Annotated in this window: 30 protein-coding genes and 1 tRNA gene; 18 read left to right on the top strand and 13 right to left on the bottom strand. The window is 72.0% G+C overall.

What is annotated here, in order from left to right:
- Positions 1-41: 41 nt before the first annotated feature.
- The 7 genes from clpS to ABD262_RS16920 all read left to right on the top strand — a co-directional run bounded on the left by clpS (position 42) and on the right by ABD262_RS16920 (position 4,627).
- A complete protein-coding gene (clpS, locus tag ABD262_RS16950; RefSeq protein WP_344138757.1) occupies positions 42-332 on the top strand; it encodes an ATP-dependent Clp protease adapter ClpS in 291 nt (96 codons plus the stop codon).
- Between the two features lies 1 nt (position 333).
- A complete protein-coding gene (locus ABD262_RS16945; RefSeq protein WP_344138755.1) occupies positions 334-963 on the top strand; it encodes a DUF2017 domain-containing protein in 630 nt (209 codons plus the stop codon).
- Positions 964-1,035: 72 nt separating this feature from the next.
- Positions 1,036-1,857 (top strand): glutamate racemase, encoded by an 822-nt coding sequence (gene murI, locus ABD262_RS16940; protein ID WP_344138753.1) that lies wholly within the window; start codon positions 1,036-1,038, stop codon positions 1,855-1,857.
- Positions 1,854-2,633 (top strand): MBL fold metallo-hydrolase, encoded by a 780-nt coding sequence (locus tag ABD262_RS16935; RefSeq protein WP_344138751.1) that lies wholly within the window; start codon positions 1,854-1,856, stop codon positions 2,631-2,633. Before murI ends, ABD262_RS16935 begins: the two co-directional genes overlap by 4 nt.
- Positions 2,630-3,217: an ASCH domain-containing protein gene (locus ABD262_RS16930; protein WP_344138749.1), complete on the top strand. Its 588-nt coding sequence runs from the start codon at positions 2,630-2,632 to the stop codon at positions 3,215-3,217. Before ABD262_RS16935 ends, ABD262_RS16930 begins: the two co-directional genes overlap by 4 nt.
- 30 nt (positions 3,218-3,247) lie before the next feature.
- Positions 3,248-3,742, top strand: coding sequence for an ASCH domain-containing protein (locus tag ABD262_RS16925; RefSeq protein ID WP_344138747.1), 495 nt, complete (start codon positions 3,248-3,250; stop codon positions 3,740-3,742).
- Between the two features lie 165 nt (positions 3,743-3,907).
- Positions 3,908-4,627, top strand: a complete 720-nt coding sequence (locus tag ABD262_RS16920; RefSeq protein ID WP_344138745.1) for an MBL fold metallo-hydrolase — start codon at positions 3,908-3,910, stop codon at positions 4,625-4,627.
- A gap of 54 nt (positions 4,628-4,681) precedes the next feature.
- Here ABD262_RS16920 and ABD262_RS16915 read toward each other — a convergent pair whose 3' ends face one another.
- Entirely contained in the window at positions 4,682-5,482 is an 801-nt protein-coding gene (locus tag ABD262_RS16915; protein ID WP_344138743.1) for a deoxyribonuclease IV, read from the bottom strand.
- 56 nt (positions 5,483-5,538) lie between these two features.
- On the opposite strand from ABD262_RS16915, the gene rph reads away from it, so the two are divergent.
- From rph to ABD262_RS16880, 7 genes are all read left to right on the top strand, one after another.
- Positions 5,539-6,285, top strand: a complete 747-nt coding sequence (gene rph, locus ABD262_RS16910; protein WP_344138741.1) for a ribonuclease PH — start codon at positions 5,539-5,541, stop codon at positions 6,283-6,285.
- Positions 6,282-6,890, top strand: coding sequence for an RdgB/HAM1 family non-canonical purine NTP pyrophosphatase (gene rdgB, locus ABD262_RS16905; RefSeq protein ID WP_344138739.1), 609 nt, complete (start codon positions 6,282-6,284; stop codon positions 6,888-6,890). Before rph ends, rdgB begins: the two co-directional genes overlap by 4 nt.
- A gap of 24 nt (positions 6,891-6,914) precedes the next feature.
- Positions 6,915-6,999: transfer RNA gene (locus ABD262_RS16900), tRNA-Leu, on the top strand.
- 46 nt (positions 7,000-7,045) lie between these two features.
- Complete coding sequence (locus tag ABD262_RS16895; protein WP_344138737.1) at positions 7,046-7,636, top strand: TMEM175 family protein; 591 nt, start codon at positions 7,046-7,048, stop codon at positions 7,634-7,636.
- Positions 7,637-7,639: 3 nt separating this feature from the next.
- On the top strand, positions 7,640-8,281 hold the full coding sequence (locus ABD262_RS16890) for a DUF1684 domain-containing protein (RefSeq protein WP_344138735.1): 642 nt from the start codon (positions 7,640-7,642) through the stop codon (positions 8,279-8,281).
- A 6-nt stretch (positions 8,282-8,287) separates the two neighbouring features.
- Positions 8,288-8,542 (top strand): metal-binding protein, encoded by a 255-nt coding sequence (locus tag ABD262_RS16885; RefSeq protein WP_344138733.1) that lies wholly within the window; start codon positions 8,288-8,290, stop codon positions 8,540-8,542.
- A 119-nt stretch (positions 8,543-8,661) separates the two neighbouring features.
- Positions 8,662-10,101, top strand: coding sequence for an HNH endonuclease signature motif containing protein (locus tag ABD262_RS16880; protein WP_344138731.1), 1,440 nt, complete (start codon positions 8,662-8,664; stop codon positions 10,099-10,101).
- 171 nt (positions 10,102-10,272) lie between these two features.
- Here ABD262_RS16880 and ABD262_RS16875 read toward each other — a convergent pair whose 3' ends face one another.
- On the bottom strand, positions 10,273-11,826 hold the full coding sequence (locus ABD262_RS16875; RefSeq protein ID WP_344138729.1) for a S53 family peptidase: 1,554 nt from the start codon (positions 11,824-11,826) through the stop codon (positions 10,273-10,275).
- Between the two features lie 198 nt (positions 11,827-12,024).
- Between ABD262_RS16875 and ABD262_RS16870 the strand changes: the two genes are divergently transcribed.
- Complete coding sequence (locus tag ABD262_RS16870; protein WP_344138726.1) at positions 12,025-13,365, top strand: CoA transferase; 1,341 nt, start codon at positions 12,025-12,027, stop codon at positions 13,363-13,365.
- 10 nt (positions 13,366-13,375) lie between these two features.
- On the opposite strand, the gene ABD262_RS16865 is transcribed toward ABD262_RS16870, so the two are convergent.
- From ABD262_RS16865 to ABD262_RS16850, 4 genes are read right to left on the bottom strand one after another with little or no spacing between them, the layout of a single operon-like run.
- Positions 13,376-14,125, bottom strand: a complete 750-nt coding sequence (locus ABD262_RS16865; protein WP_344138724.1) for an energy-coupling factor ABC transporter ATP-binding protein — start codon at positions 14,123-14,125, stop codon at positions 13,376-13,378.
- The gene (cbiQ, locus tag ABD262_RS16860; RefSeq protein ID WP_344138722.1) at positions 14,122-14,883 is read right to left on the bottom strand and encodes a cobalt ECF transporter T component CbiQ; all 762 of its coding nucleotides are present in this window, start codon (positions 14,881-14,883) and stop codon (positions 14,122-14,124) included. Before cbiQ ends, ABD262_RS16865 begins: the two co-directional genes overlap by 4 nt.
- Before the next feature lies 1 nt (position 14,884).
- The gene (locus ABD262_RS16855; protein WP_344138720.1) at positions 14,885-15,322 is read right to left on the bottom strand and encodes a PDGLE domain-containing protein; all 438 of its coding nucleotides are present in this window, start codon (positions 15,320-15,322) and stop codon (positions 14,885-14,887) included.
- Positions 15,319-16,008 (bottom strand): energy-coupling factor ABC transporter permease, encoded by a 690-nt coding sequence (locus ABD262_RS16850; protein ID WP_344138718.1) that lies wholly within the window; start codon positions 16,006-16,008, stop codon positions 15,319-15,321. The genes ABD262_RS16855 and ABD262_RS16850 overlap by 4 nt, the downstream gene beginning before the upstream one ends.
- A gap of 194 nt (positions 16,009-16,202) precedes the next feature.
- Here ABD262_RS16850 and bcp point away from each other — a divergent pair, with 194 nt between their 5' ends.
- The gene (bcp, locus tag ABD262_RS16845) at positions 16,203-16,673 is read left to right on the top strand and encodes a thioredoxin-dependent thiol peroxidase (RefSeq protein ID WP_344138716.1); all 471 of its coding nucleotides are present in this window, start codon (positions 16,203-16,205) and stop codon (positions 16,671-16,673) included.
- 25 nt (positions 16,674-16,698) lie between these two features.
- Positions 16,699-16,989 carry a DUF3618 domain-containing protein gene (locus ABD262_RS16840; RefSeq protein WP_344138714.1) on the top strand — a complete coding sequence of 97 codons (291 nt, stop codon included), beginning with the start codon at positions 16,699-16,701 and terminating at the stop codon, positions 16,987-16,989.
- Positions 16,990-17,045: 56 nt separating this feature from the next.
- Here ABD262_RS16840 and ABD262_RS16835 read toward each other — a convergent pair whose 3' ends face one another.
- The 7 genes from ABD262_RS16835 to ABD262_RS16805 form a co-directional block, all read right to left on the bottom strand.
- Positions 17,046-17,591, bottom strand: a complete 546-nt coding sequence (locus ABD262_RS16835) for a rhodanese-like domain-containing protein (RefSeq protein WP_344138712.1) — start codon at positions 17,589-17,591, stop codon at positions 17,046-17,048.
- The gene (locus ABD262_RS16830) at positions 17,588-18,073 is read right to left on the bottom strand and encodes a cysteine dioxygenase (RefSeq protein WP_344138710.1); all 486 of its coding nucleotides are present in this window, start codon (positions 18,071-18,073) and stop codon (positions 17,588-17,590) included. The genes ABD262_RS16835 and ABD262_RS16830 overlap by 4 nt, the downstream gene beginning before the upstream one ends.
- A gap of 389 nt (positions 18,074-18,462) precedes the next feature.
- Complete coding sequence (locus ABD262_RS16825) at positions 18,463-19,140, bottom strand: hypothetical protein (RefSeq protein ID WP_344138708.1); 678 nt, start codon at positions 19,138-19,140, stop codon at positions 18,463-18,465.
- Entirely contained in the window at positions 19,137-21,428 is a 2,292-nt protein-coding gene (locus ABD262_RS16820) for an MMPL family transporter (RefSeq protein ID WP_344138706.1), read from the bottom strand. The genes ABD262_RS16825 and ABD262_RS16820 overlap by 4 nt, the downstream gene beginning before the upstream one ends.
- Before the next feature lie 139 nt (positions 21,429-21,567).
- The gene (locus ABD262_RS16815; RefSeq protein WP_344138704.1) at positions 21,568-22,029 is read right to left on the bottom strand and encodes an Hsp20/alpha crystallin family protein; all 462 of its coding nucleotides are present in this window, start codon (positions 22,027-22,029) and stop codon (positions 21,568-21,570) included.
- 182 nt (positions 22,030-22,211) lie between these two features.
- The gene (locus ABD262_RS16810; protein WP_344138702.1) at positions 22,212-23,135 is read right to left on the bottom strand and encodes a class I fructose-bisphosphate aldolase; all 924 of its coding nucleotides are present in this window, start codon (positions 23,133-23,135) and stop codon (positions 22,212-22,214) included.
- A complete protein-coding gene (locus ABD262_RS16805) occupies positions 23,132-23,380 on the bottom strand; it encodes a hypothetical protein (protein WP_344138699.1) in 249 nt (82 codons plus the stop codon). The genes ABD262_RS16810 and ABD262_RS16805 overlap by 4 nt, the downstream gene beginning before the upstream one ends.
- Positions 23,381-23,566: 186 nt before the next feature.
- Here ABD262_RS16805 and ABD262_RS16800 point away from each other — a divergent pair, with 186 nt between their 5' ends.
- A complete protein-coding gene (locus ABD262_RS16800; protein WP_344138697.1) occupies positions 23,567-24,034 on the top strand; it encodes a hypothetical protein in 468 nt (155 codons plus the stop codon).
- The last annotated feature ends 1 nt before the right edge of the window (position 24,035 follow it).

Raw genomic sequence — 24,035 nt, 5'->3', positions numbered from 1 at the left:
CCGTGCCCCCTGCTGTCCCCGTCATGACGTCGACTTCGGTGATGTCCATCGCGCCCGTCGAGCAGGAGAGTGTCTCCACCGACGAGCTGGCCGACGTGGACGTCCCGTGGATCACCCTGGTGTGGAACGACCCCGTCAACCTGATGTCCTACGTGACCTTCGTCTTCCAGACCTACTTCGGCTACTCCAAGGCCAAGGCGGAGCGGTTGATGATGGACGTCCACGTGAAGGGCCGCGCCGTGGTGTCGACCGGCACCCGCGAGCGCATGGAGACCGACACCGAGGCCCTCCAGGGATACGGCCTGTGGGCCACCTTCCAGAAGGACAGCTGACGTGGCCCGGGGCTTCAAACGTCGCGACGGGCGCTTCGTCGCCAAGCTGGACGCGGTCGAGCGGGGGCTCGTCGTCGGCCTGATGGAACAGGTGCTCGAGCTGGTCGAGCCCGAGCCTGTGGCGGACCCCGAGACGACCGACGGTGACGAGTTCGACCGCATCGTCGCCGGGCTGGGCGGCATCGGCATGGGCGTCTCGCTGTCGGCGTCCGACCAGCTGCCCGAGCTCTCCGGCTCCGTGCCGCAGCCCCGTGACCCCGCCCTCGAGCGGATCTTCCCCACCGCGAACCGCGAGGACGAGCAGGTGGCTGCGGAGTTCCGCCGCCTCACCGAGGACGGGCTCCGGGCGCGCAAGGCGGCCAACCTGACGACCGCGATCACGGCGCTGTCGGCGTTCGACGACCAGAAGGTCACCCTCGAGCAGCCGCAGGCCCTGGCCCTCCTCATCGCCCTCACCGACGTGCGCCTGGTGCTGGGGGAGCGGCTCGGGCTCAAGCAGGACGACGACATGGAGCTGCTGGAGGAGCAGGTGTCCGGGCTCGAGGACGACGACCCAGCGGTCTACGCCCTGGCCGTCTACGACTTCCTCACCTGGCTCCAGGAGACCCTCGCGCACGCCCTGGCGCCCTGAGCCGTGCCCTGTGACACACCAGACGCCAGAAGGATGAGGACGCGACCGCGGTCCGCACCTAGCCTTGACCCCGTGGCGGACGCACCCATCGGGATCTTCGACTCGGGCTATGGCGGGCTGACCGTGGCCCGGGCGGTCCTCGACCAGCTGCCCCACGAGTCGATCGCCTACTTCGGCGACACGGCGCGCGCGCCCTACGGGCCGCGTCCCATCGCCGAGTCCCGGGAGTTCGCGCTCGAGTGCCTCGACCGACTGGTCGACCACGGCGTGAAGGCCCTCGTCATCGCCTGCAACACCGCGAGCGCGGCCGTCCTCCACGACGCCCGCGAGCGCTACGACGTGCCGGTCGTCGAGGTCATCCGACCGGCGGTCCGCCGCGCTGCCCGCGCCACCCGCAACCATCGCGTCGGGGTCATCTCCACCCGTGGCACGCACCAGTCGGGCGCGTACGTCGACGCCTTCGCGGCGGCCCCGCACCTCGAGGTCACCAGCGTGCCGTGCCCGCGGTTCGTCGAGTTCGTCGAGTCGGGGGTCACCAGCGGCCCGGAGGTCATCGACGTCGCGCGTGGCTACCTCGCGCCCCTGGCCGACCGCGACGTCGACACGCTGGTGCTCGGCTGCACGCACTACCCGCTGCTGACCGGCGCGATCTCCTACGTCATGGGTGACGGCGTCACGTTGGTCTCCTCCGCGGACGAGACCGCCAAGGACCTCTACCGCGTGCTCGCGGACCGCGACCTGCTGCGACCGGGCCACCTGCCCCCGCCCGAGCACGGGTTCACCACGACCGGCAACGCCGAGGAGTTCCGCGCGCTGGCCCGCCGGTTCCTGGGGCCCGAGGTCGGCGACGTCTACGGCAACTCCGTGGTGCGGACGGTCGTGGTCGCCCGATGAGGCTGACCGTGGTCGGCTGCTCCGGCTCCTTCGCGGGACCGGCGTCGCCCGCCTCCTCCTACCTCGTGCAGGCGGAGCACCAGGGGCGCACGTGGTCGATCGTGCTCGACCTCGGCAACGGAGCCCTCGGCCCGCTCCAGCGCCACGTCGACCTCGCCGAGCTCGATGCCGTCTTCATCAGCCACCTGCACCCCGACCACTGCGTGGACGTCTGCGGGCTCTACGTCACCCGCAAGTACCGCCCGAGCGGTCCGGTCGAGGGCCAGCTCCCCGTGCACGCCCCGTCCGGGGCTGCCGAGCGCTTCGCGCTGATGTACCACGGGCTCGAGCACGGCGGGATGACCAACGAGTTCGCGGTGCACGAGCTGGCCGACACCCAGGTGAGCCACGTCGGTCCGTTCGCCGTCACGGCCTACCGGGTGAACCACCCGGTCGAGGCCTACGGTTTCCGCGTCGAGGCCGACGGCGCGGTGATCGCCTACACCGGCGACACCGACACGTGCGAGGCCCTGAGGCCGCTCCTGACGGGGGCGGACCTCGCGCTCACCGACAGTGCCTTCGTCGACGGGCGCGACGACAGCCAGGGCGTCCACCTCTCCGGAGGACGAGCTGCCGCAGCGGCAGTCGCGGCCGGTGGGGTCCGGCGCCTCGTCCTGACCCACATCCCGCCGTGGAACGACCCCGAGCAGTGCCGGGCCGAGGCGGCCGCGATCTGGTCCGGACCGCTCGACCTCGCCTGCCAGGATGCGACCTACGAGGTGGGCGGCAGCACGTGAGCGAGGACCCCACTCCTCCCACGGCGCCGGCCGCTCCGGCGGGCTCGGCGACTCCGGTCGGTCCGGCGATCTCGGCGGCTCCGGCGGGTGCTGCCGGTCCGGTCCCGGTCGACCGCGCCGCCGGGCGGCGGATGTACGACGACTTCCTCGCGGCCCATCCCGAGGTCCCGCGGCGCGACGACACCGAGGTGATCTGCTTCGGGGACACCCCTGCGGCCGCCGACGAGATCCTGGGCTTCATCGTCACCGGGGCCAAGCGCGCCACGGCCACCCTCGTCGCGGGCTACCACGCCTCCGGCGACCCGTTCCCGCCCCTGGGCGCCTACTGGGTCTGCTGCGACGGAGCCGGGGTGCCACGGGCCGTCCTGTGGACCACCGAGCTGCGGCTGGGGCCGTTCCACAGCGTCGACGCCCGGTTCGCCTGGGACGAGGGGGAGTACGACCGCACCCTGGCGACCTGGGTCGACGGCCACCGCGCGGCATACGAGCGGCAGTGCGCCCGTCTCGGCATCGAGTTCTCCGAGGACCTGGAGATCTGCTTCGAGCGGTTCACGCTGGTCTGGCCCCCGGACCTGGCCGACTGACGCAGCCCGCGCGCGGCATACCCTCAGCCCATGAGCCAGCCGATCGAGGTCGACCGCGCCGCCGCCGGGCAGCTGTGGGCCGACTACCGCGCGAGCCGACCGTTCCTGCCGGATGAGCCGGACGTGCCGGTGGAGTGCTTCGGCGACAGCCCCGAGCTGGCCGACGAGCTCATCGCCTTCGTCATCGACGGCCCGAAACGCGCGACCGCCGGGCTGGTGGCCGCGTATGCCGCGGACGGCGACGAGCTGTCCCGCATCGGTGCGCACTGGGTCGCCTGCGACGGGTCGGGCGCCCCTCGGGTCGTGCTGCGCACCCACGAGCTGCGGGTCGGGCCGCTGCACAGCGTCGATGCCTCGTTCGCGTGGGACGAGGGGGAGTACGACCGCTCGCTCGAGAGCTGGCTGGACAGCCACCGCCGGTTCTTCCGGCGCGAGTGCGAACGGATCGGGATCGAGTTCTCCGACGACCTGGAGGTCGTCTTCGAGCGGTTCCGGATCGTCTGGCCACCCGAGCTGGCCGACTGACCGAGGCGCCGTGCCGCCTGGGTGGCCGGAGCCGAGAACGGACGCCCGCAGCGGGTGACGGGAGCGGGTGACGGGAGGGGGGCGACGGGAGCGGGTGACGGGAGCGGGTGATGGAGGGGGCGACAGGAGCGGACGACGGGTTCGGTGATCGCCTACGCTCGCACCATGGCCAGAGCCGCAGCAGTCCCGATCGCGTCCGGTGTCTGGCGCATCCCCCTCCTCGGCGACTTCGTCAACGGCTTCATCCTCCGCGACGCCGACGGCCAGGTGACGCTGGTCGACATGGGGGTCAAGCAGTCCGGGCCCAAGGTGTTGGCCGCGCTCGCGTCGATCGGATCCGGTCCCTCCGACGTCACACAGCTGCTCCTGACGCACGCCCACCCCGACCATGCCGGCGGCGCCGCGCACGTGGCCCAGCAGACCGGCCGCGACTTCGCGATCCACGAGGACGACGCGGCGTACGCCGAGGCCGGGCAGAGCCCTCCGCGGGACCAGTCGTTCTGGCTGGCCAGGCTCATGACCAGGTTCATGGGCAGCAACGCGTTCCCCGCGGTCACCGTGGGGGAGCGGCTCGTCGACGGGCAGGTGCTCGACATCGCCGGCGGCCTCGAGGTGGTGCACACGCCGGGGCACTCACCCGGCCACGCGGCCTACCTGCACCGCGGGTCCGGCGTGCTGATCACCGGTGACTCGATCTTCAACGTCCGCGGCCTGAGGTGGCCGATCAAGTCGTTCTGCACCAGCTTCGCCCTGACCACGAAGACCGCCCACCGGCTCGCCGAGCTCGACTACACGACGGCGGCGTTCACCCACGGTCCGCACCTGGCCGACCAGCCGCGCGAGCACATCCGCCGGTTCCTCTCGACGCACCCGACGGTCGACTGAACGGTCGGCGCTGCGCCGGGGTCAGAGCCGCGCGCGGGTCGGAGCCATGCCCGGTCAGAGCCGCGCGCGGAGCCAGTCGAGGTCGGCCTGCTGTCCCTCGAGGCCGCCCCGGGTCTCGATGACGACGGGTGCGCCGGCCGCCTTGACGACACCCACCAGCTCGTCGGGGTCGATGAGCCCCTGACCGAGGTTGGTGTGGCGGTCGGCGCCGGAGTCGAACTCGTCGCGGCTGTCGTTGCAGTGGACCAGGTCGATCCGGCCCGTGATGGCGCGGAGGTCGTCGGCCGCGGTGGCCAGCGGGATCCCGCCCGCGTGGGCGTGGCAGGTGTCGAGGCAGAAGCCGACGTTGTCGGACCCCGCGGCGCTGCCGATCGCGTCCCAGACCCGGGCGATCCGCTCGAGGGTGCGGGCCATCGCGTTGTCGCCGCCGGCGGTGTTCTCGAGCAGCAGCGGGATCTTGAGGTCGGTGGCCTCGATGGCCTTGCGCCAGTTGTCGAAGCCCTTGTCGACGTCGGCGGCCTGCTCGACGTGGCCACCGTGGACGATCAGCCCCTTCGCCCCGATCTGGGCGCCGGCGTCGATGAACTGCTGCAACAGCTTGCGGCTGGGGATGCGGATCCGGTTGTTGGTCGAGGCGACGTTGATGAGGTAGGGCGCGTGGATGTAGAGGTCGACGTCGGCGGCCTCGGCAGCCGCGCGCAACGCGTCCGGACCGGCTTCGTAGGCGTACTCCGGACCCTTGTAGCCCTGCGGGTTGCCGAGGAAGAACTGGCTCAGACCGGCGCCGCGCTCCTGGGCAGCGGTGACGGGGTCGGCGGAGTCGACGTGGGCGCCGAGGCGAGTGGTGTCAGCCATGGCCCCACCCTAGGCCGGGCCACCGACCCCCGGCAGGCCCCCGTTAGCCTTGCCGCATGACTCGCCACGACGGACGCACCCCTGACCAGACCCGCGAGGTGCGCATCACGCGCAACTGGCTCGACCACGCCGAGGGAAGCGTCCTCGTGGAGTTCGGTCGCACCCGCGTGCTGGTGGCGGCGTCGTTCACCGAGGGCGTGCCGCGCTGGCTGAAGGGCAGGGGCACCGGCTGGGTGACCTCGGAGTACGAGATGCTGCCGCGGTCGACGAACACCCGCTCCGACCGCGAGTCGCGCAAGGGCAAGGTCGGGGGGCGCACCCACGAGATCAGCCGCCTCATCGGACGCAGCCTGCGCGCCATCATCGACACCAAGGCCCTGGGCGAGAACACCATCGTGCTCGACTGCGACGTGCTCCAGGCCGACGGTGGCACCCGCACCGCCTCGATCACCGGCGCCTACGTCGCGCTGGTCGACGCGGTCGAGGACGCCCGCGCCAAGGGGCTGATCCGCAAGGACGCCCAGCCCCTCACCGGCTCGATCGCGGCCGTCTCGGTGGGCATCGTCAAGGGCGAGGCCGTCATCGACCTCGACTACCCCGAGGACTCCACCGCGGAGACGGACATGAACGTCGTGATGACCGGAGACGGCCGGTTCGTCGAGGTGCAGGGCACCGCCGAGGGCGTGCCCTTCGACCGGGAGATGCTCAACCTGCTGCTCGACAAGGCCACCGTCGGGTGTGCCGACCTCACCCGCAAGCAGCAGGAGGCGCTGGCCACGACCCCGCGCGAGCGTCTGCTGTGACCCGCATCGTCCTCGCCACCCGCAACGACCACAAGGTCGGGGAGCTGCGGGCCATCCTCGCCGACGTGTGTGAGGAGCTCGGCCTCGAGATCGTCGGAGCGTCCGAGTTCGAGGGCGCACCCGACGTCGTCGAGGACGAGGTGACCTTCGAGGGCAACGCCCGCCTCAAGGCCGTGGCGCTGGCCGCCCACACGGGTCTGCCCGCGCTCGCCGACGACTCCGGCCTCGCGGTCGACGTGCTGGGCGGCGCACCCGGCATCTTCTCGGCGCGCTGGTCGGGACGCCACGGCGACGACCGGGCGAACCTCGACCTGCTGCTCGCGCAGGTCGAGGACGTCAAGGACGAGCACCGCGGTGCGGCCTTCGTCTGCGCGGCGGTGCTGGCGCTCCCTGACGGCACGATCCGTGCCACCGAGGGCAGGATGGCGGGCTCGCTGGCGCACGAGGCCAAGGGCGCCAACGGTTTCGGCTACGACCCGGTCCTCGTCGTCGAGGGCGACACCCGCCACGCAGCCGAGCTCAGCCCGGACGAGAAGAACGCGATCTCACATCGCGGCAAGGCCTTCCGCGCCATGGTCCCGCACCTGCGCGAGCTCCTCGGCTGAGTCGCCGCGTTAGAGTTGCCGCGCGCGCAAGTGGCGGAATAGGTAGACGCGCCAGGTTTAGGTCCTGGTGCCTTCGGGTGTGCGGGTTCAAGTCCCGCCTTGCGCACCATCGCGGAGATGGCGGGGTTCCCGGGGGATGTGCCTAGACTCCCGACATGCGAACCGGACGGCTCGAGGCGTTCAGCGACGGAGTCCTCGCCATCCTCATCACCATCATGGTGCTCGAGCTCAAGGTCCCCGAGGAGCCGACGTTCGAAGCGCTCAGGCCGTCCCTGGTCGGGCTGCTGACCTACCTGCTGAGCTTCGTCTACATCGGCATCTACTGGAACAACCACCACCACATGTTCCAGCTGGTCCGGCACGTGAACGGCGCCATCCTGTGGGCCAACCTCGGCCTGCTCTTCATGCTCTCCCTGGTGCCCTTCACTACAGCGTGGATGGACGACACCCGGTTCGCCCAGCTGCCGGTCGTCGTCTACGGGATCAACCTGCTGGGGGCGGCCGTCGCGTACTACGTCCTCCAGCTGGCGGTGTTCCGTCGCGACGGGCCGGACGGCCTCCTGCGCCAGGCGGTCGGCCGCGACCTCAAGGGCAAGCTCAGCCCCTGGGTCTACGTGCTCGGCATCCTCGGGTCGTTCGTGTCCCCGTGGCTCGGCATGGTGGCCTACGTCGCCGTCGCAGTCGCGTGGCTGGTCCCCGACCGTCGGGCCGAACGCTTCGTCCACGACCACGCCCTGGAGGACTGACCCGTGACCGATCTCGACGACGAGGAGCTGACCTACCCCTCGGCCCTCGACGTCGCCGCCTGGCGACGTGAGGTGCACGCGCTGTATGCCGCGGTGCGGGCCGAGCCCGACCCCGCCACCGCCCACGCGTTGTGGGTCGACCGGCGGTCCCGGCTCTTCCTCGATCACCCCGCGTCGCCGCGCCGCGAGGGGCAGCAGCTGCGGCACGCGGCGTACGACCCGGCCTACCGGTTCGTCGTCGAGGTGCAGGCCGTGGCGGCGGACGACCCGCACGCCCAGCAGCCGTGGGAGTTCAGGTCCGCGACGGACGGGGTGGTCCCGTTCACCGGTGCCGGTCGGGTGACCCTCGACGGCCTCGGCACGCTCGACGTGTGGTGGCTCAACTCGTACGGCGGCGGGATCTTCCTGCCGGTGCGCGACGGCTCCGCGGGCGCCGAGACCTACGGAGCCGGCCGCTACCTGCTCGACACGGTCAAGGGCACCGACCTCGGTCGTGACGACGCCGGCCGCTGGGTGGTCGACCTCAACTTCGCCTACAACCCGTCGTGCGTCTACGACTACCGCTGGGTCTGCCCGCTGGCGCCGGCCGGCAACCGGCTCGAGCCCAGCACCCCGGTCGGTGAGCTCCTGCCGGAGGGTTACTAGCTCGTCGTGTTCACCCTGATCGGTGCCGACGGAAAGCCTTGCGAGAGTGAGGTCCCCGGGACGCTGGGCGGCAACCGCCGGGGGAGGGTCTACGGACGCCTCGACTGTCCGTCCGCGCTGCGAGCCATCCGACAGGGTGGCTACGTCCGACACCGGGTCTTCTTCGCGGACGAGCCGACCGCCGTCGCCGCGGGCTACCGCCCCTGCGGCACCTGCATGCGCGCCGAGTACGCGGCCTGGAAGGCGCAGGTCGCCCGCTGACGACGTCGGCGATCCTTTGTTCCCCAACGGTTTTCACCTGGTATGCGGGCGGCCCGCCGTTGGTGCTCCTCGCCTGCCAGGCGGGGTGCGCTGTCGGTGGTGGGCACTAGGTTGGGCCCATGTTCGAGAGCGTGGCGGCGGTGCAGGTGGCCGATCCGGCCACGCTCGCCGGCGCCGTATTCGCACTGACGGACGAGGCGATCGTCGATCTGTCGGTTGAGGAGGCGGAGGCTTTGGTGCTGGCCGCGCAACGGGTGGTGAGCGCAGTGACGGCCCGGCAGAGTTCGGCGATGGAGACCGTGGCCCGGCGGTGCGACGAGCGGGCCGAGCTCGACGCGGCTGACGTGTTCGCGGCGGGTGTGGTGGGGGGTGGGCGGCGTCAGGGGTGGTCGGGTCACGCGGTGGCGGCGGGGGCGTTGGCGGCGTTGTTGCACGTGTCGCCGCGCACGATGTCGACCCGGATCGCCCGGGCTCGCCGGGTGGTGTGTGCGTTGCCGGGTGTGCAGGCGTTGGCGTGGTCGGGTGACCTGGAGCCGTACCGGGTCGACGCGGTGGTGGCCGAGTCGGCGGCTGCGCCGCCGTCGAGGTGGCACGAGTTCGAGGCGCGCGTGCTCGAGGGCGGCATCACCGAGACCTCGTGTGCGGCGTTGCGGCGGCGGGCCCGGCGCGCGGCTGAGCGGTGCGCCCCCGATGACGCGGCCCACCTGGCCGAGCTCTCCCGGGCCCGTAGCGATGTGCGAGTGCGTCCGGGGGAGTGCTCGGGGATGACTCGGCTGGTGGCCGACCTGCCGACGCCAGTGGCGATGCGCATCTGGGGTGCCGTGGACGGCCTCGCGGGTGAGTACGCCCGGGCGAACCCGGGCCTGCGGATGGGGGCCGCACGGGTCGACGCCCTGAGCGACCTCATCGCAGCAAGTGCCACGATCAGCACCACGATCGAGCTGGTCGCTCCGATCGACAGCGGCCACGCCAGCCGGCCAGGCCTCGGCGTCTCTGCGGGGTGTCTCGACGAGCTGTCGGACCTCGAGTCGCCCGAGCCGAACGGCGGCTACGTCGACCTCGGCGGTTGCGAGGAGCTCGACGACGGGGTCCTGCACGACCACGACGGTGACCTGTGGTTCGTGTCCTGCCACACCGAGGTGCCCCTGCTCGGGTCCCTGCTGCCCGCCGACGTGGTCGACCTGCTGCACGACCCCGACGTCACCCTCCGCCTGGCCCGCAGCGACTCGGTCACCGGCGCGACCCGCTGGCAGGACCCGCGCACCTACCGCCCCGGCGCCCGGACCGCGCGCGCCGTCCGCTCCCGCGACGGCACCTGCCGGTTCCCCGGCTGCGCCACCAACGCCGGGCGGTGCCAGCTCGACCACGTCATCCGACATCCCGACGGCCCGACCACCGTCACCAACCTCCAGTCGCTGTGCGCGACCCACCACGGGTTCAAGCACCACGCCGGCTGGCAGGTCGAGATGGACGCACTCGGCGTCTGCACCTGGACCGCCCCCGACGGCCGCACCCACACCACCCGACCCCTGGACCGCCACGGCCACCAAGCGGCCTGACCGGCCCGCTCGGGCGGAGCTGCTCGGTCGGTCTGGCACCGGGACGAGGGGTGCTCGTGGGGGCCTACCCGCCCTCACGGGGGCGACGCATGGAGCGACTGCGAAGACACGGTGCGCCGACGTGATGCCGGTCCCGGGGCGGATACCGCCCCGGGACCGACTTCGGGCATGTCAGGGGGCCGCGGTGAGCCCGGCGACGTAGCCGGCTGCCTTGGGGCTGCCCCAACCTGTCGTCAGGTCATAGCCAGTGGTCGTCGGGAAGCCGGTCACCGCACTCGGCGTGACGAAGCCGTCCGCGCCCGTCTCCCACATCCGGTTGTCCTGCAGCACGCCGCTGGGCACGGTGCCGTAGGTGTGGGCGGTCACGTCGCTGAACGCGCTGGCCCGCGGGAAGCCGTTGGCGTAGATGGCCGCGTTGAGGTTGCCGATGCCTGCCTTGCCGGCTGCCTTCCGCGAGGCGTTCGCGATGGCCGTGAGCGCGGCGACCTGCGGTGAGCTCGCCGACGTCCCGCCGAACACACCCCAGGCCGGGGGGCCCTCGATCTCCGGGAAGTACGTGTGGAAGACGAGCACCCCGCCGTTGACGGCGGCGTTCCACGCGAGGTCCGGGACGCCTCGGTGGTTGCCGACGACGCTGGCCACGCCAGACTGGAAGGCCGGGCGCGAGTAGGCGCTCGACAGACCGCCGCCCGTGCCGATCGAGGCCCAGCTCTCGTTCCAGACGGCCTGGCTGCTGCCACCCGGGGTCCATGCCCAGTAGAGCGGGTTGCGGCTGCCGTCGTCGTTGAACGGCTTGTCCTGGGTCGGTGCCCACGTCCACCCCGACTGCACCTGTGTGCCGCCCACCGAGGTGACGTAGGGGGAGGAGTTGGGGTAGCTCACGGACGGGTGGTCGACGAACTGGCCCTGGTGGTGGGCGCGGCCGACCCCGAGCGACCCGTCGTCGCCCGACGAGGCGAGGAAGGTGTCGTGCTTGGCGAGCCCGCGCTGGAAGGTCTGGTCGAACCGGGCGAACTGCGACTTCGCCGAAGCCCCGCCGAACGCCTCCTCGCTGGTGCCGAACGACATGGAGAAGACGGTGCCGGCCGGGTACTTCGCGATGGCCCAGTCGATGGCGTTCATGAAGTTGGGCATTCCTTGGACGCCCTGCGTCTCGGCCACCGGAGTGGCCACGAGCACGATGTGCGCCTTCGGGGCGATCGCATAGGCCCACTGCACATCGAGGTTGGCCTCACCGGCCCAGCCGTCGGCCGACGTCGGCCCGGCGGTGCCGCTGCCGTTGCCCGTGGCGTGGGTGTAGTCGACCTTGCCCAGCGGGAAGACCGCTTCGAAGTCGGGCGTCGGGCCGTGGAAGGTCTGGGCGAAGAAGGCGACGTCGTTCGCGGCGGTGGGGCTGCCGTAGGAGTCCACCAGGACGATCGTCTGGCCGGCCCCATCCGTCGTCGACGGCGTGAGCGGTGCCAGCCCGTAGAACGCCCGGATCTGGTCGGGCGTGTAGCAGTGGATCGTCGTGCTCACCCGGTTGTCAGGGGCCGGACGCGTGCAGCTGGCCGGGTCGGCCGCGCTGGCGGCACCACCTGCAGCGTGGAACGCGGACTCGGGGGCCCGCGCCGACAGTGAGGTGCCGGTGGACACCGGTGCCGAGCTGCCGGCCAGAGCGGGGGCTCCGGCGGCAAGGCCGAGGCATCCGGCGACTACTGTCGCCAGGCCGATTCGAAGGGTCATCGTGTGCTCCCTGGATGGAGGAGTGGGGCCTCGTGGTCCCCTGGTCACACGGTGGGTGGGGCGCCCCCCGGAGGGCTCCGCCCAATGGCGCAGGCCCACCCATGACATGTGTCATGGGTGGGCCGCGCCGGCGACCGGGGCGACGACCCGGTCCGCGGTCCGCCGCGACGAAGCCCCGCGGCGTCCTAGAGTCGAGGTGTGAACCACCTGCTGCGCGAGGTGCTCCCCGCCCTGGCTCTCGACGAGGGGTATGCCGCGGCGCACCTCGAGCTCGCACCCGGCGGCGCCCTTCCTTCCGCCCTCCCCGTCAACACGCTCGCCTGTGGTGCCGTCGCTGCTGCCGGGCTGGCCGGCGCGGCCCTGCGCGGTGCGCAGCGGGTGCGAGTCGATCCACGCCAGGTGTCGGTGGCGTTCCGGAACGACCAGGTACAGACGATCGACGGCCGGCGGGAGCCCGGGTTCGCCCCGCTGTCCGGCTTCTTCGAGGCGAGCGACGGCTGGGTGCGCACGCACGCCAACTACCCCCACCACCGCATGCGGCTGCTCAGGGCTCTGGGGTTGGGCGAGGATGCCACCCGTGAGGACGCCGTGTCGGCGATCGCCGACCGGCCGGCCCAGGCCCTCGAGGACCTCGTGACCGCCGACCACGGCATCGCGGTGCGGGTGCGGACGATCACCGAGTGGATGGCCTCCGAGCAGGCCAGCGCAGTCGCCGGCCACGACGTGCTGGCCGTGCGGTCGGTCGGGGCCGCGGCTGCGGTGCCCGCCCCGCGCCGGCCCCGCGTCCTCGACCTCACCCGTGTCCTCGCCGGCCCGGTCGCGACGCGGGCGCTGGCCCAGCTGGGCTGCGACGTGCTGCGGGTCGACAGCCCCCACCTCCCCGAGCTCGACGCCATCCATCTCGACACCGACTCCGGCAAGCGCTCGACCCTGGTGGACCTGCAGAACGAGCACGCCCGCCACCACCTCCACGACCTCCTCGCAGCGGCCGACGTCCTCGTGACCGGCTACCGCCCGGGGGCACTCGCGGGTTTCGGGCTCGATCCCGAGCACCTCGCGGCCCAGCACCCCCACCTCGTCTGCGCGAGCCTCAGCGCGTGGACCCCGAGCGGACCATGGGGCCGGCGCCGCGGCTTCGACAGCATCGTGCAGGCGGCCACCGGCATCTCCCTCATCGAGTCCCGTGACGGGCAGGTGCCGGGGGCGCTCCCCGCGCAGGCCCTCGACCACGCGACCGGCTACCTCCTCGCAGCCGGCGTGCTGTCGGCGCTGCGTCGCCGCGCCGAGGAGGGCGGCACCTGGCGGGTGGAGGCCCACCTGGCGCGCACTGCCCACTGGCTGCTGCAGACCGACGCCCTCGACGGGAGCGTGCTGCCCCTGGACGACCTGGCGCCGTGGACGGTCGGCTCCGACACGGCATACGGGCACGTCGTCCAGGCTCGACCGGCGTTCACCCTCGACGACTCCCCGCGCGAGTTCGCGTGGGTGGGGCGGCGCTACGGCGCCGACGAGGCGGAGTGGGTGGACCGAGCCGACTAGGTCCGTACGCCTAGGGGGCGGGGATGCTCCGCGGGTCGAAGCCGAACGGCAGCTCGAGGCGGTGCGCGGCCATCAGGGTGTCATCGGTCAGGACCTCCCGCGTCGCGCCGTCGGCGACCACCACGCCGTCGGACAGCACCACCGAACGGGGGCACAGCTCGTAGGCGTAGGGGAGGTCGTGCGTCACCATCAGCACCGTGACGTCGAGTGACCGGATGATGTCGGCCAGCTCCCGTCGCGAGGCCGGGTCGAGGTTAGACGAGGGCTCGTCGAGCACCAGGATCTCCGGCTCCATCGCGAGGACCGTCGCCACGGCGACCCGCCGCCGCTGCCCGAAGGAGAGGTGGTGTGGTGGCCGGTCGATGAAGTCGAGCATGCCGACCTGGCCGAGTGCCGCCACCACGCGCGCCTCGAGCGCTGCGCCGCGCAGGCCGAGGTTGGCCGGCCCGAACTCCACGTCGGCGCGCACCGACGGCATGAAGAGCTGGTCGTCGGGGTCCTGGAAGACCACCCCCACCCGTCGTCGGACCTCCAGGAGGTTGGGCTCGGTCACCGGCAGTCCGGACACCGACACCGACCCCGCGCCGGCCGTCAGGATGCCGTTGAGGTGGAGCACCAGGGTGGTCTTGCCCGCGCCGTTGGGGCCGAGGAGGGCGACACGTTCGCCTTGGTGCACATGGAGATTCACGCCGAACAGCGCTTGGTGTCCGTCCGGGTACGCGTAGGCCAGACCTCGCACGTCCAGCACCGGGGTGGTCATCGCGTCACCACCACGAGCAGCGTCGCCAGCGCAGCAGCGGGGAGTATGCCGGCCAGCCGCCACTGCGCGGCGGTCGCGGTGGCCGGACGGGTCACCGGCAGCGAACCCGTGTAGCCACGGGAGAGCATCGCCAGGTGGACCCGCTCGCCACGCTCGTAGGAGCGGATGAAGAGCGCGCCCGCCGTCGAGGCCAGGGCGGGCCACGCCCGCACCGACGTGGCACGGAACCCGCGTGACTCCCGGGCGACCTTCATCCGTGCCACCTCTCCCGTGACGACCTCGAGGTAGCGGACCATGAAGCCCATGATCTGCACGAGCTGGCCGGGCAGCCGCAGCCGCTCCAGGCCGGCGACCACATGGCGTGGTTCGGTCGTGGTGGCCAGCACCAGCGACGCCATCACCCCGAGGGTCCCCTTGGCGAGCAGGGCGAAGGCTCCGACCAGCCCGTGCTCGGACAGCCGCAGTGGACCGACCGCGACCCGGGGGCCGGTGGCGACGAACGGCATCAGCAGCGCGAACACCACGAACGGCACCTCGACCACCAGCCGCTTCGCGAAGTAGCCGAACGGCACACCGGACGCGCGCTGGGCGACCAGCACGAGCAGCAGGTAGACGGCATACGCGGCGAACGCGGTGCGCGGCGTGAGGACGACGGTGAGGACGAAGCCGACGAGGGCCAGGAGCTTGACGTGCGCCGGGAGGTGGTGGACGGGGGAGTGCCCGTGGAAGTGGAGGTGGTGACCGTGTCCTGCGCCCACGTCAGTCGTCGTCCCGCTCCGTGTGGTCGCCGGCGACGCCGGTGCCGGCCTCCGCGTCGCTGCCGGCGCGGTCACGTCGACGCACGGCGAGGAAGAGGCCGCCGGCGATGACGAAGACGAGCGCGCCGCCGACGATGCCGGCCACCCCACCGGAGACCCGGGCGTTGTCGATGCCCCGGGTGGCGTAGCCGGCGAAGGGCGAGCCGTCGCTGGCGTGGGGCCCGGCCGAGCCGGCGAAACCCTTCTCCCGCGCCACGAACGCGAGCCCGTCGGGGTGGCTGGAGGCGTAGTAGGAGACCACCCCCGCCAGGAAGAGGCAGACCAGGACGCCGACGACCATGAGGCGCCGGGTGGACACGCGAGGGCGGGGGCCCGCAGTCGGGCCAGTCGTGGGACTGGTCGTCGGGTCGGTCGTGGGACTGGTCGTCGGGTCGGTCATGCAGCCACCCCTTCGCGGATCTCCAGGGTGCGCGACTGCAGGCTCGGCCGGGCTCCGTGCACCAGGTCGGGTCGCACGACGACGATGCTGAGGACGGCCAGCGCCGTGATGGCCGCCTCGCCGAGGCCGATGAGGGTGTGGATCCCGACCATGGTCGTGGCGACCGTGGCGAACGGCACGTCCACCGTGCCGCCCAGGTCGAAGAGCAGCGAGAACGCGAAGGCGGCCGTGGGCACCGAGACGAGCGCTGCGACGGCGGCGGACGGGACCACCCACATCGGACGCTTGGGCAGCACCCGGCGCACGGCGACGAACACCAGCCAGCCGGTCCACACCCCGACCAGCCCCATGAGCGTGATGTTGGTGCCGAGCGCGGTGATGCCGCCGTCGGCCATCAGGGTCGCCTGGACCAGCAGGACCACGGTGATCGACAGGGTGGCGGTGCAGGGCCCGACCAGGACCGCGGCCAGCGCGCCACCGAGCAGGTGGCCCGAGGTGCCTGCGGCGATCGGGAAGTTGAGCAGCTGCGTGCAGAAGATGAACAGCGCCACCAGTCCGGCGAGCGGCGCGGTGCGGTCGTCGAGCTCGCGACGGGCGCCGCGCAGGGCCAGGGCCACCCCGCTCACGGCGACGACCGCGGTGCCGACCGACGTCGGGGCGTCGAGGAAACCGTCGGGGACGTGCACGGGTTGCTCCTTGCTGCTGGGCTGCCGCTGCTGGGTGCTGCTGTCGTCGTTGCTGTGGGTGCCGGTGCTGCTGCGGTGATGCTGTCCTGAGGTGTTCCCTGCCCGGCTGGGATAGGTTGGGAACCGCTGGTGACAGCCACGTTATTGCAACTCACTCGCAATAACACTATCCCGACGACGAGGAGCAGACAGCAGTGGCCGAGCGACTGACCACAGGTGACACCGCCCCCGACTTCACCCTGCCCGACGACCAGGGCGGTGAGGTCACGTTGTCCGACCTGCGCGGTCGCAAGGTGATCGTCTACTTCTACCCCGCCGCCATGACCCCGGGCTGCACCACGCAGGCGTGCGACTTCAGCGACAACATCAACACCCTGCGCGGCGAGGGCTACGAGGTGCTGGGCATCTCACCCGACCAGCCCGAGAAGCTCGCGAAGTTCCGCGAGAAGGACGGCCTGGCGATCCGGCTGCTCTCCGACGCGGACAAGTCGGTCATGAACGCCTACGGCGCGTTCGGGGAGAAGAAGCTCTACGGCAAGACCGTCGAGGGCGTCATCCGCAGCACCGTCGTGGTCGACGAGGATGGCAAGGTCTCGAACGCCTGGTACAACGTCAAGGCCACCGGCCACGTCGCGAAGCTCCGCCGCGACCTGGGCCTGGCGTGACGACCGACCCACCGAGGAGCACCCCATGAGCGACAACCAGAACGGCAAGACCCCGGCAGAGGCGAGCAGGTCGGTCGACCAGATCGAGGCCGACATCGCCGCTGCGCGGGAGCGGCTCGCCGGCACGGTCGACGAGCTGCACACCCGCACGGCACCTCAGGAGATCGCCCGGCGTCAGGTGGAGTCGGCCAAGGCGAAGTTCACCGAGGCCACCCGCACCGAGTCCGGTGACCTGCGCACCGAGCGCATCGCCGCGCTGGCAGCGGCAGCCGTCGCCCTCATCGGCCTGGGGGCGATCCGCCGCCGACGCGGCTGAGCACGCCGCGCGGCTGAGCCAGCCGTGCGGCATACGCTCGTCGCCAGGGTGAGGCGTCAGGCGGCGACGGGCAGGCCCGCCTCGCGCCAGGCACGGAACCCACCCACGACATCGGTCGCGCGGTGGATCCCCAAGCGCAGCAAGGCATCTGCGGCCAGTGAGGAGGTGTATCCCTCCTGGCACAGCACGAGCACGCGCGCGTCGAATGCCGCGACATCGAGCCGCGCGTCGTGCCGCGGGTCGAACCGCCACTCGAGCACGTTGCGCTCGACCACCAGGACACCGAGGTGCGGTGCCACCTCGCCCTCGACGAGGCGTTGGGCAGCCGGTCGGATGTCGACGAGGAGGGCCCGCCGGTAGAGCACCTCCTGGTAGGCAGCCCGGACGCTCACCCGCTCGAGCCGGCTGCGCGCGTCGCCCAGCTGGTCGTCGATGCCCGCGTAGGTGGGTGCGTCCCAGCCCCGGCCCGACGAGGGCGCCCTGGTCGCGGTCGGGTCGCTGAAGAGGCGGGTCTCCCAGTGCACGGTCGGGGCGCCCTGGGTGACCGGCGCGGCGGTGGTGTTCGGTGCGGCGATGGTGCTCGGTGCGGCGATGGCGGTCACCACTGCTCACCCGCCCGCTCGATCGCGGTCTGCTTCAGCCGGCCGTCGAGCAACGCGTAGCGCGTCATGCCCCGCAGCGAGGGGGAGTAGACGTGCACGCTGAGGGCAGGTCGGTCGCCGAGGTTGGCGACGTTGTGGATGTGGTGCGGGCCGAAGGTGCGGCCCTCACCCTCCCAGAGGTAGCGGTCGTGGGCGGTGTTGCCGGTCCACGACTGCTCGGCGAGCGCACCCTTGACGGTGAGGAAGGCGCCCTCCGACTGGAGGTGGTCGTGCCACCCGGTGCTGGCCCCCACCGGCCAGCTGATCAGCCAGATCTCGAGGTGAGCGGTCGCGTCGAGGCGCTGCCAGGTGCGCTCGGTGGCCCCGGGGTCGACGAGGCGGTCGAGGTCGGGATCGGTGGCGAAGAGGCGCGCGGTGCGCAGCAGCTGGCTACGGGTGAAGCGGTTGACGCCGGGTGTCCCGGCGGTGGTGATGGCGGTCATGGAACTGCTCCTGTTCAGTGGTCTGGGTGTCGGAATGCGAGACGTGGCAACACATTCGGTGACACACAGAGCCCTGGGTCAGGTGCAGGTCGAGGTGGATGCGGTGGTATGCCGCGTGGCTGGCGAGGATGGTGCTCATGGGTTGGTCTCCGGTGCGGTGGGGGCGCTCGCTCAGATGGAGCGCCGGGCTGGTGCGGGGCTGGGATCAGGCGCAGCAGCAACGCCGCATGACGCCGCAGCACATGGAAACCATGTGCGTGGCGGTCACTGCGGCGGTCGAAGACATGTCACCAGTGGAGCACGAGTCGATGTGACTCGTCCACGAGGTCGGCATCGCGTCTCGCAGGCCGGACGGCGACCGGCGCCGGCGGCATCGGGACGGACGGGGGTCAGCGGTCTCCGGGCGTGGGGAAGCGTGACTCCTGCCGCGGGGTGGCGAAGGACCGTTGCCCGATGACGAGCTGGCCCGCCACGTAGCCGGCGCCGCACAGGACACCGGCGACCACGACCACGAGCGACGTGGCACCGGCCGCATCGGCCACCAGGGCACCGAGCGTGCCGGCGACGATGGCGTTGACGACCGTCAGGAAGATGCTCGTGCTCCCCGCCACATGGCTCAGCGTGGATCGGGGCCAGCCCATCAGGTAGGTCTGCATCAGGCCCTGCTGGTCGTCGTGGGGTGAGGTGATGAAGTAGGGCGCGAGCCCGGGGTCGAGGTCGAGGTAGGCCGCGCGCAGGCGGTTCATGCCGAGGATGGTCGAGGCGTCGTCGACGCTGGCGTTGACCACCCGGATCTGGGTCAGCGTGCCCATGACGAGCACTGCCGCGGCGAGCCCGATGGCCATCACCTTGAAAGCGGTGTCGAACCCGGACGCCTGCGCGAACAGGGCGAGCACCACCAGCGACGCCGAGGCCACGGTGAGGTGGATCGTGATCCGGCTCATCACCTCGGACCAGGTCATGCTTCGCGTGGCCAGCAGGCTCCAGTGCTCGGTGGCGAGGATCTGCGCTCGGACTCCGGCAGGAAGGCCTTGTGGTGGGGGTGCTTCCGATGGCGACGCGGTCATGCTGGGCCTCCTGGCGACGACTCCTCCGGCCAGTGTGCTCCGCCGGAGGGACGCTCGTCAGCCGGTCGCCGGATGGGCTGGACGTCGCCGCGACGGGTCAGAGGGACGTCGGCACCGCGGAGCTTGCGCGGCCAGGCGCTGAACCCGCCCAGGAGGGCGAGGAGGGCCGGGACCATGACGGCACGCACGACGAGGGCGTCGATGAGCACCCCGAGCCCCATGACGAAGGCCAGCTCGCGGAACTGGCGGAGCGGGACCAGGGCGAGCATCCCGAAGCTCGCCGCGAGGGTGATGCCCGCTGCCGTGATGGCGCCGGAGGTCTCGGGCACGCGTTCGGCGATGGCCTTGCGCATGGTGGTCTGCTTCGCCCGCGTCCAGACGTGGCCGACCCCGTAGATGTTGTAGTCGGACCCGAGGGAAAGCAGCAGGACCGAGGCGGCGAACGGCACGTAGAAGGCCACTCCCTCGTGGCCCAGCCGGTCCTGGAAGACCAGCGTGAGACAGCCCAGCGAGGCGGCGAGGGCGAGCAGGCTGCAGGCGAGCAGCAGGACGGGGGCGACGATGGCCCGCAGGAAGACCATCAGCAGGACCAGGTTGACCAGCAGCACCGCCACCGCGATGCGACGCAGGTCGGCGTTGGTCGTGGCGACGAGCTCGCTGGCCACGGCGGTGTCACCGGCGAAGCCGAAGCGGGCATCACCCAGCCCCGCCTGCCGCAGGAGGTCGGGCATGGCCGCCGTCATCCTGTTGAGGTCGCGAATCGCCGTGGGTCCCAAGGGGTCGTGGTCGAGCACCAGGATCAGGCGAGCCGCGTCGCCGCTCTTGGTCACCAGCGCACCACTGACCACCTCCTCGGGCAGTGCCTCCGGGCTCAGCACGCCCGCGACACCCTCTTGGTCCGAGAGCTCCTGGCCCAGGCGGGTCAGCTTGGCCCGGTCGCCGCCGACACCCGTGCCCTGGAGGAGGAGCTCGGTCGGCGCGACGATGCCGGGTGCGAAACCGGACGACGCGGCCTGCGCCGCCAGGTGCGGCGGGCTGTCGGCGGGGAGGGCGACCTCGAAGGACACGCCCAGGTGCAGGCGCTGCGCGTGGGGGACCAGGGCCGCCAGCCCGACCACGCACGCCCCTCCAAGGACCAGCGCCACCACCCTGACCGTCAGCACCCGGGCGGCGGCCCGCGACACCACCCGCCTGCCGGCCCGCCTCGGCCGGCTGGGCCAGAACAGCGCGGGGCCGAAGATCGCCATGAGGGCCGGCAGCAGGGTCAGCGAGACGACGACCGCCGACAGCACGGACAACGAGAGCACAGGTCCGAAGGCGCGGAAGAAGCCCGACCTGGCCACCAGCATCGCCGCGCTGCCGGCGGCCACCGCGATCCCCGCGACCAGCACGATCCGACCGGTCTGCGTGGCCGAGGCCTTGGCCGCCGCCACCTTGTCCAAGCCGTCCTCGAGGCCGGTGCGCATGCTCGAGAGGTAGAAGATCGCGTAGTCGGTCACGATGCCCAGCACCAGCGCGAGCACCAACGGCTTGAGCTCCTCGGGCGCTCCGCCCTCGACGAAGCTCCCGGCGTAGTTCGTGACCCGGACGGCCAGGAAGTACGACGCCGCCGCGGTCACGAGCGCCACGAGCGGCGCGACGACGGAGCGGAACTTGAGGGCCACGATGCCGATGACGACCGCGAGCGTGGCGATCTCGAGCAGCACCAGGTGGCCGTAGAGGAGGTCGGACTGGGCGAGCTGTGAGGGGATCGTCCCCGTGACCCCGACGAAGTGGTCATCGGGCTGGTTCACGTGCTGGTGGGCGTAGGTGCGCGCGGCGGCGACCTCCTGGCCGAAGGTCGTGCCCGGCTTGGTGAAGACGTAGCTCAGGGCGGTGGTGTCGCGCTCCGACGAGGAGGGGAAGACGCCCTGGGCGTTGGCGATCGGCACGACGGCCACGATCGGACCGACGTCACCGGCGGTGTGCTTGGCCACCGCGACGGCGCGCTCGACCGCACGCTGCTGCGCGGCCTGAGACAGGCCGCCGGCGTCGCGCTGGACCAGCATGGTCCGGGACAGGATGGGGAACCCGAAGGCCTTGGCCGACGTGGTCTCCGTCGCGATGGCGCGGCTGTCGGGTGGCGCGAAGCCACCGAGGTCGGCGTTGGAGGTCTTCGCCGGAAGCCACACGGCGGCCGCGACCAGGACGACGGCCCACCCCGCCACCAGGAACCAGCGGAACGTGACCACGAGCCACGCGAACAGCCTGGCGAGACCGCCGGCCTCGGACTTGCGCCACGACCTCATGTGGAGATGCCTTTCGTCGATGGAGAAGGCATACCCCAGTTCGGGGTCCGCACACACTGTGCCGGACCGGCGCGTCGCGACACGGCGAAGGGCGCCGGGCCCGGCGCCCTCCAGTCCGCGGGAGCTCCCGCGGGTGTCGTCAGGTGATCTCGATGTGGGTGGTCTTGGCCTCGGTGGCCTTGGGCATGGTCACGGAGAGCACGCCGTCGGCGAGGCGAGCCTGCACGGCTCCCTCGTTCACCGGGGCGGGCAGGACTCCCTCGTAGGTGAAGGCGCCGACCGACCGCGTGGAGTGACGCAGGATGCCGTCGCGTTCCTTCACCGTCTTGGTGCCGTGGACGCGGACCCTGCGACCGGTGATGTCGATCGTGATGTCCTTGCGGTCGACACCGGGCAGGTCCACCTCCAGCTCGAAGGCCTCGTCGGTCTCGTGCAGCTCGACGCCGGGGCTGAACTCTCCCGAGGTCGTGCCGGACGGCCACATCTGTTGCATGAGGTCGCTCAGCCGCGGCGACCACGGTGCCAGGTCAGCCCACGGTGAGACGTCCCATGGCGACCGGACGCGCAGCTCGGTCGACCTCGTCGGGGTGTTGGTGCTCATCGTTCTCTCCTTCCACGGGACGACCGGGATGGTTGTCCCCTCCTTCCCAGTCGATGCCGTGGCCGGCGCCCGGGACAGTGGCTTAGGTCCCACGGCGGCACGGCGGCACGGCGGCACGGCGCCGAGGCGACGGGGCCGTGCCTCGACGGGACGCCCGGGGGCAGGGGACGAGAGGGGGGCGATCAGCGGGCGTACTCGAGGTGGATGTCCATGACGTTGTGCAGGAGGTGGACTGCCTCGTCATGCGGCCGCTGGAAGGAGTTGCGTCCCATGATGGTCCCGAACCCCCCGCCCATCGCCGTCTGGCGGTTCTCCTCGAGGACGGCTGCGGTCTCCTTGGCCGCCCCGCCGGAGAAGATGACGATCCGGTGCCCGTCGAAGGCCGACTGCACGACGTGGCGGACCCGGTCGGCGAGCGTCTCCAGGGGTACCCCCGCCTTCTCCAGCGCGGCGCGCGCCGCGTCGCTCTCGATGTGGGCCGTGGGCGGCTTCACCTTGACGATGTGGGCACCGAGCTGGCAGGCCAGGTGCGCGGCATACGCCACGACGTCGACGGCGGTCTGGCCCTCGGTCGAGATCCCCGAGCCCCTGGGGTAGGACCACACCACGACCGGCAGGCCGGCATCGGCCGCATCCACCGCCAACCGACGCAGGTTCTCGTACATGTGGTTGCGGGCGGCCGAGCCCGGGTAGATGGTGAAGCCGACCGCCGCACACTCCAGTCGCACGGCGTCATCCACGCTCGCGACCACAGCCGGTTCCGGGTCCGCACCGGTGAACAACGAGTCGGAGCCGTTGCACTTGAGGATGAGGGGCAGCTCGGAGGCGTACTCCGGAGCCACCAGCTCGGCCGCGCCGAGGGGGAGGGCGTGCGCGCTGCAGCCCGCGTCGAGGGCGAGCCGGGCGTGGTAGCGCGGGTCGTACCCGGCCGGGTTCGCCGCGAAGCTGCGCCCCGGGCCGTGCTCAACGCCCTGGTCCACGGGGAGCACCACGAGCTTCCCCGAGCCACCTGTCCGACCCTGCTCCAGCATCCGGCGCAGGTTGGCCAGGGCGCGGTGGCTCGTGGTGGGGTACCACGACAGGATCTCGTCGACCCGGCCGCTCACGGCCGTTGCTCCGAGTCTTCCGACGTGCTCTTCGTTTCCGGCGCACCCTTCGCTTCCGGCGGGCTCGCGGTGGCGGGTGGCGCAGGTTTGCGCACCGTCTCGCGGCGACGGCGAAGCGTCTGCTGCAGGGCGATGCCGAGGTACCGGCGCACTGCGGAGCCGGAGGCGTCGTCCTCCCGCGGGGGCTTGGCGACGACAGAGTCTGCCGCCTCCTTGCGGATGCGTGCGCGCTCGATGTCTGACATGACCCACCTCTGTCCGCCAGCCGGCGACGTCGGTCGCTCGGCGTCTGTCCCTCGAGGCTACGTCGGGGCCCGGCACCCTCGCCGGGGACCAAGGTCCCGCCCCGAGCGACCTACGGCGGCAGGACCTTTGGCCCTTCGGATGGCCATCACCGCTCCCTAGCCTGACGCGGGGAGAGGAGGTCAGCCGTGCCCCGCGTTCGTGACCTGCTGTACCGGTTCCGCCCACTCGGCAGCCCCGGCTCCGCGACGCGGGCCGGCGTCCCCGCGGACCGCGAGCGGGCGCTGGCCGAGGAGCTCGAGCCCGTCTTCGCCAGCCTGGCGTCGACCTTGGCCGACTGCCGCGCCACCGTGGAGGAGGGCCGGCGGCACGCGGCGCAGATCCACGCCCGCGACGACACTGGGCTCCGACAGCTGCTCGCCTCGTCGGACGCCCGGGCGGCCACGGCCCGGGCTGCCGCGAAGGTCCAGCGCCAGGCCGAGGCCGGCCCGGAGGCCGAGCGACTGGGCGTCGTCACGGACGCCCAGCTCGACGCCCTGCACCGCCGGCTGGAGGACCGTCTGCCGTCCTACCGTGAGCAGGTCGCCGCTTCGGTGGAGGCCCTCCTCGCCTCCGGTCCGCAGGGCCCGGTCCAGTCCGGCGGCGCGTCGTCGTGAG

Origin of the sequence: Pedococcus bigeumensis (assembly GCF_039531795.1) — a bacterium.
In the GTDB taxonomy this organism is placed as follows: domain Bacteria; phylum Actinomycetota; class Actinomycetes; order Actinomycetales; family Dermatophilaceae; genus Pedococcus; species Pedococcus bigeumensis.
This window is presented reverse-complemented; position numbering and strand designations above follow the sequence as displayed.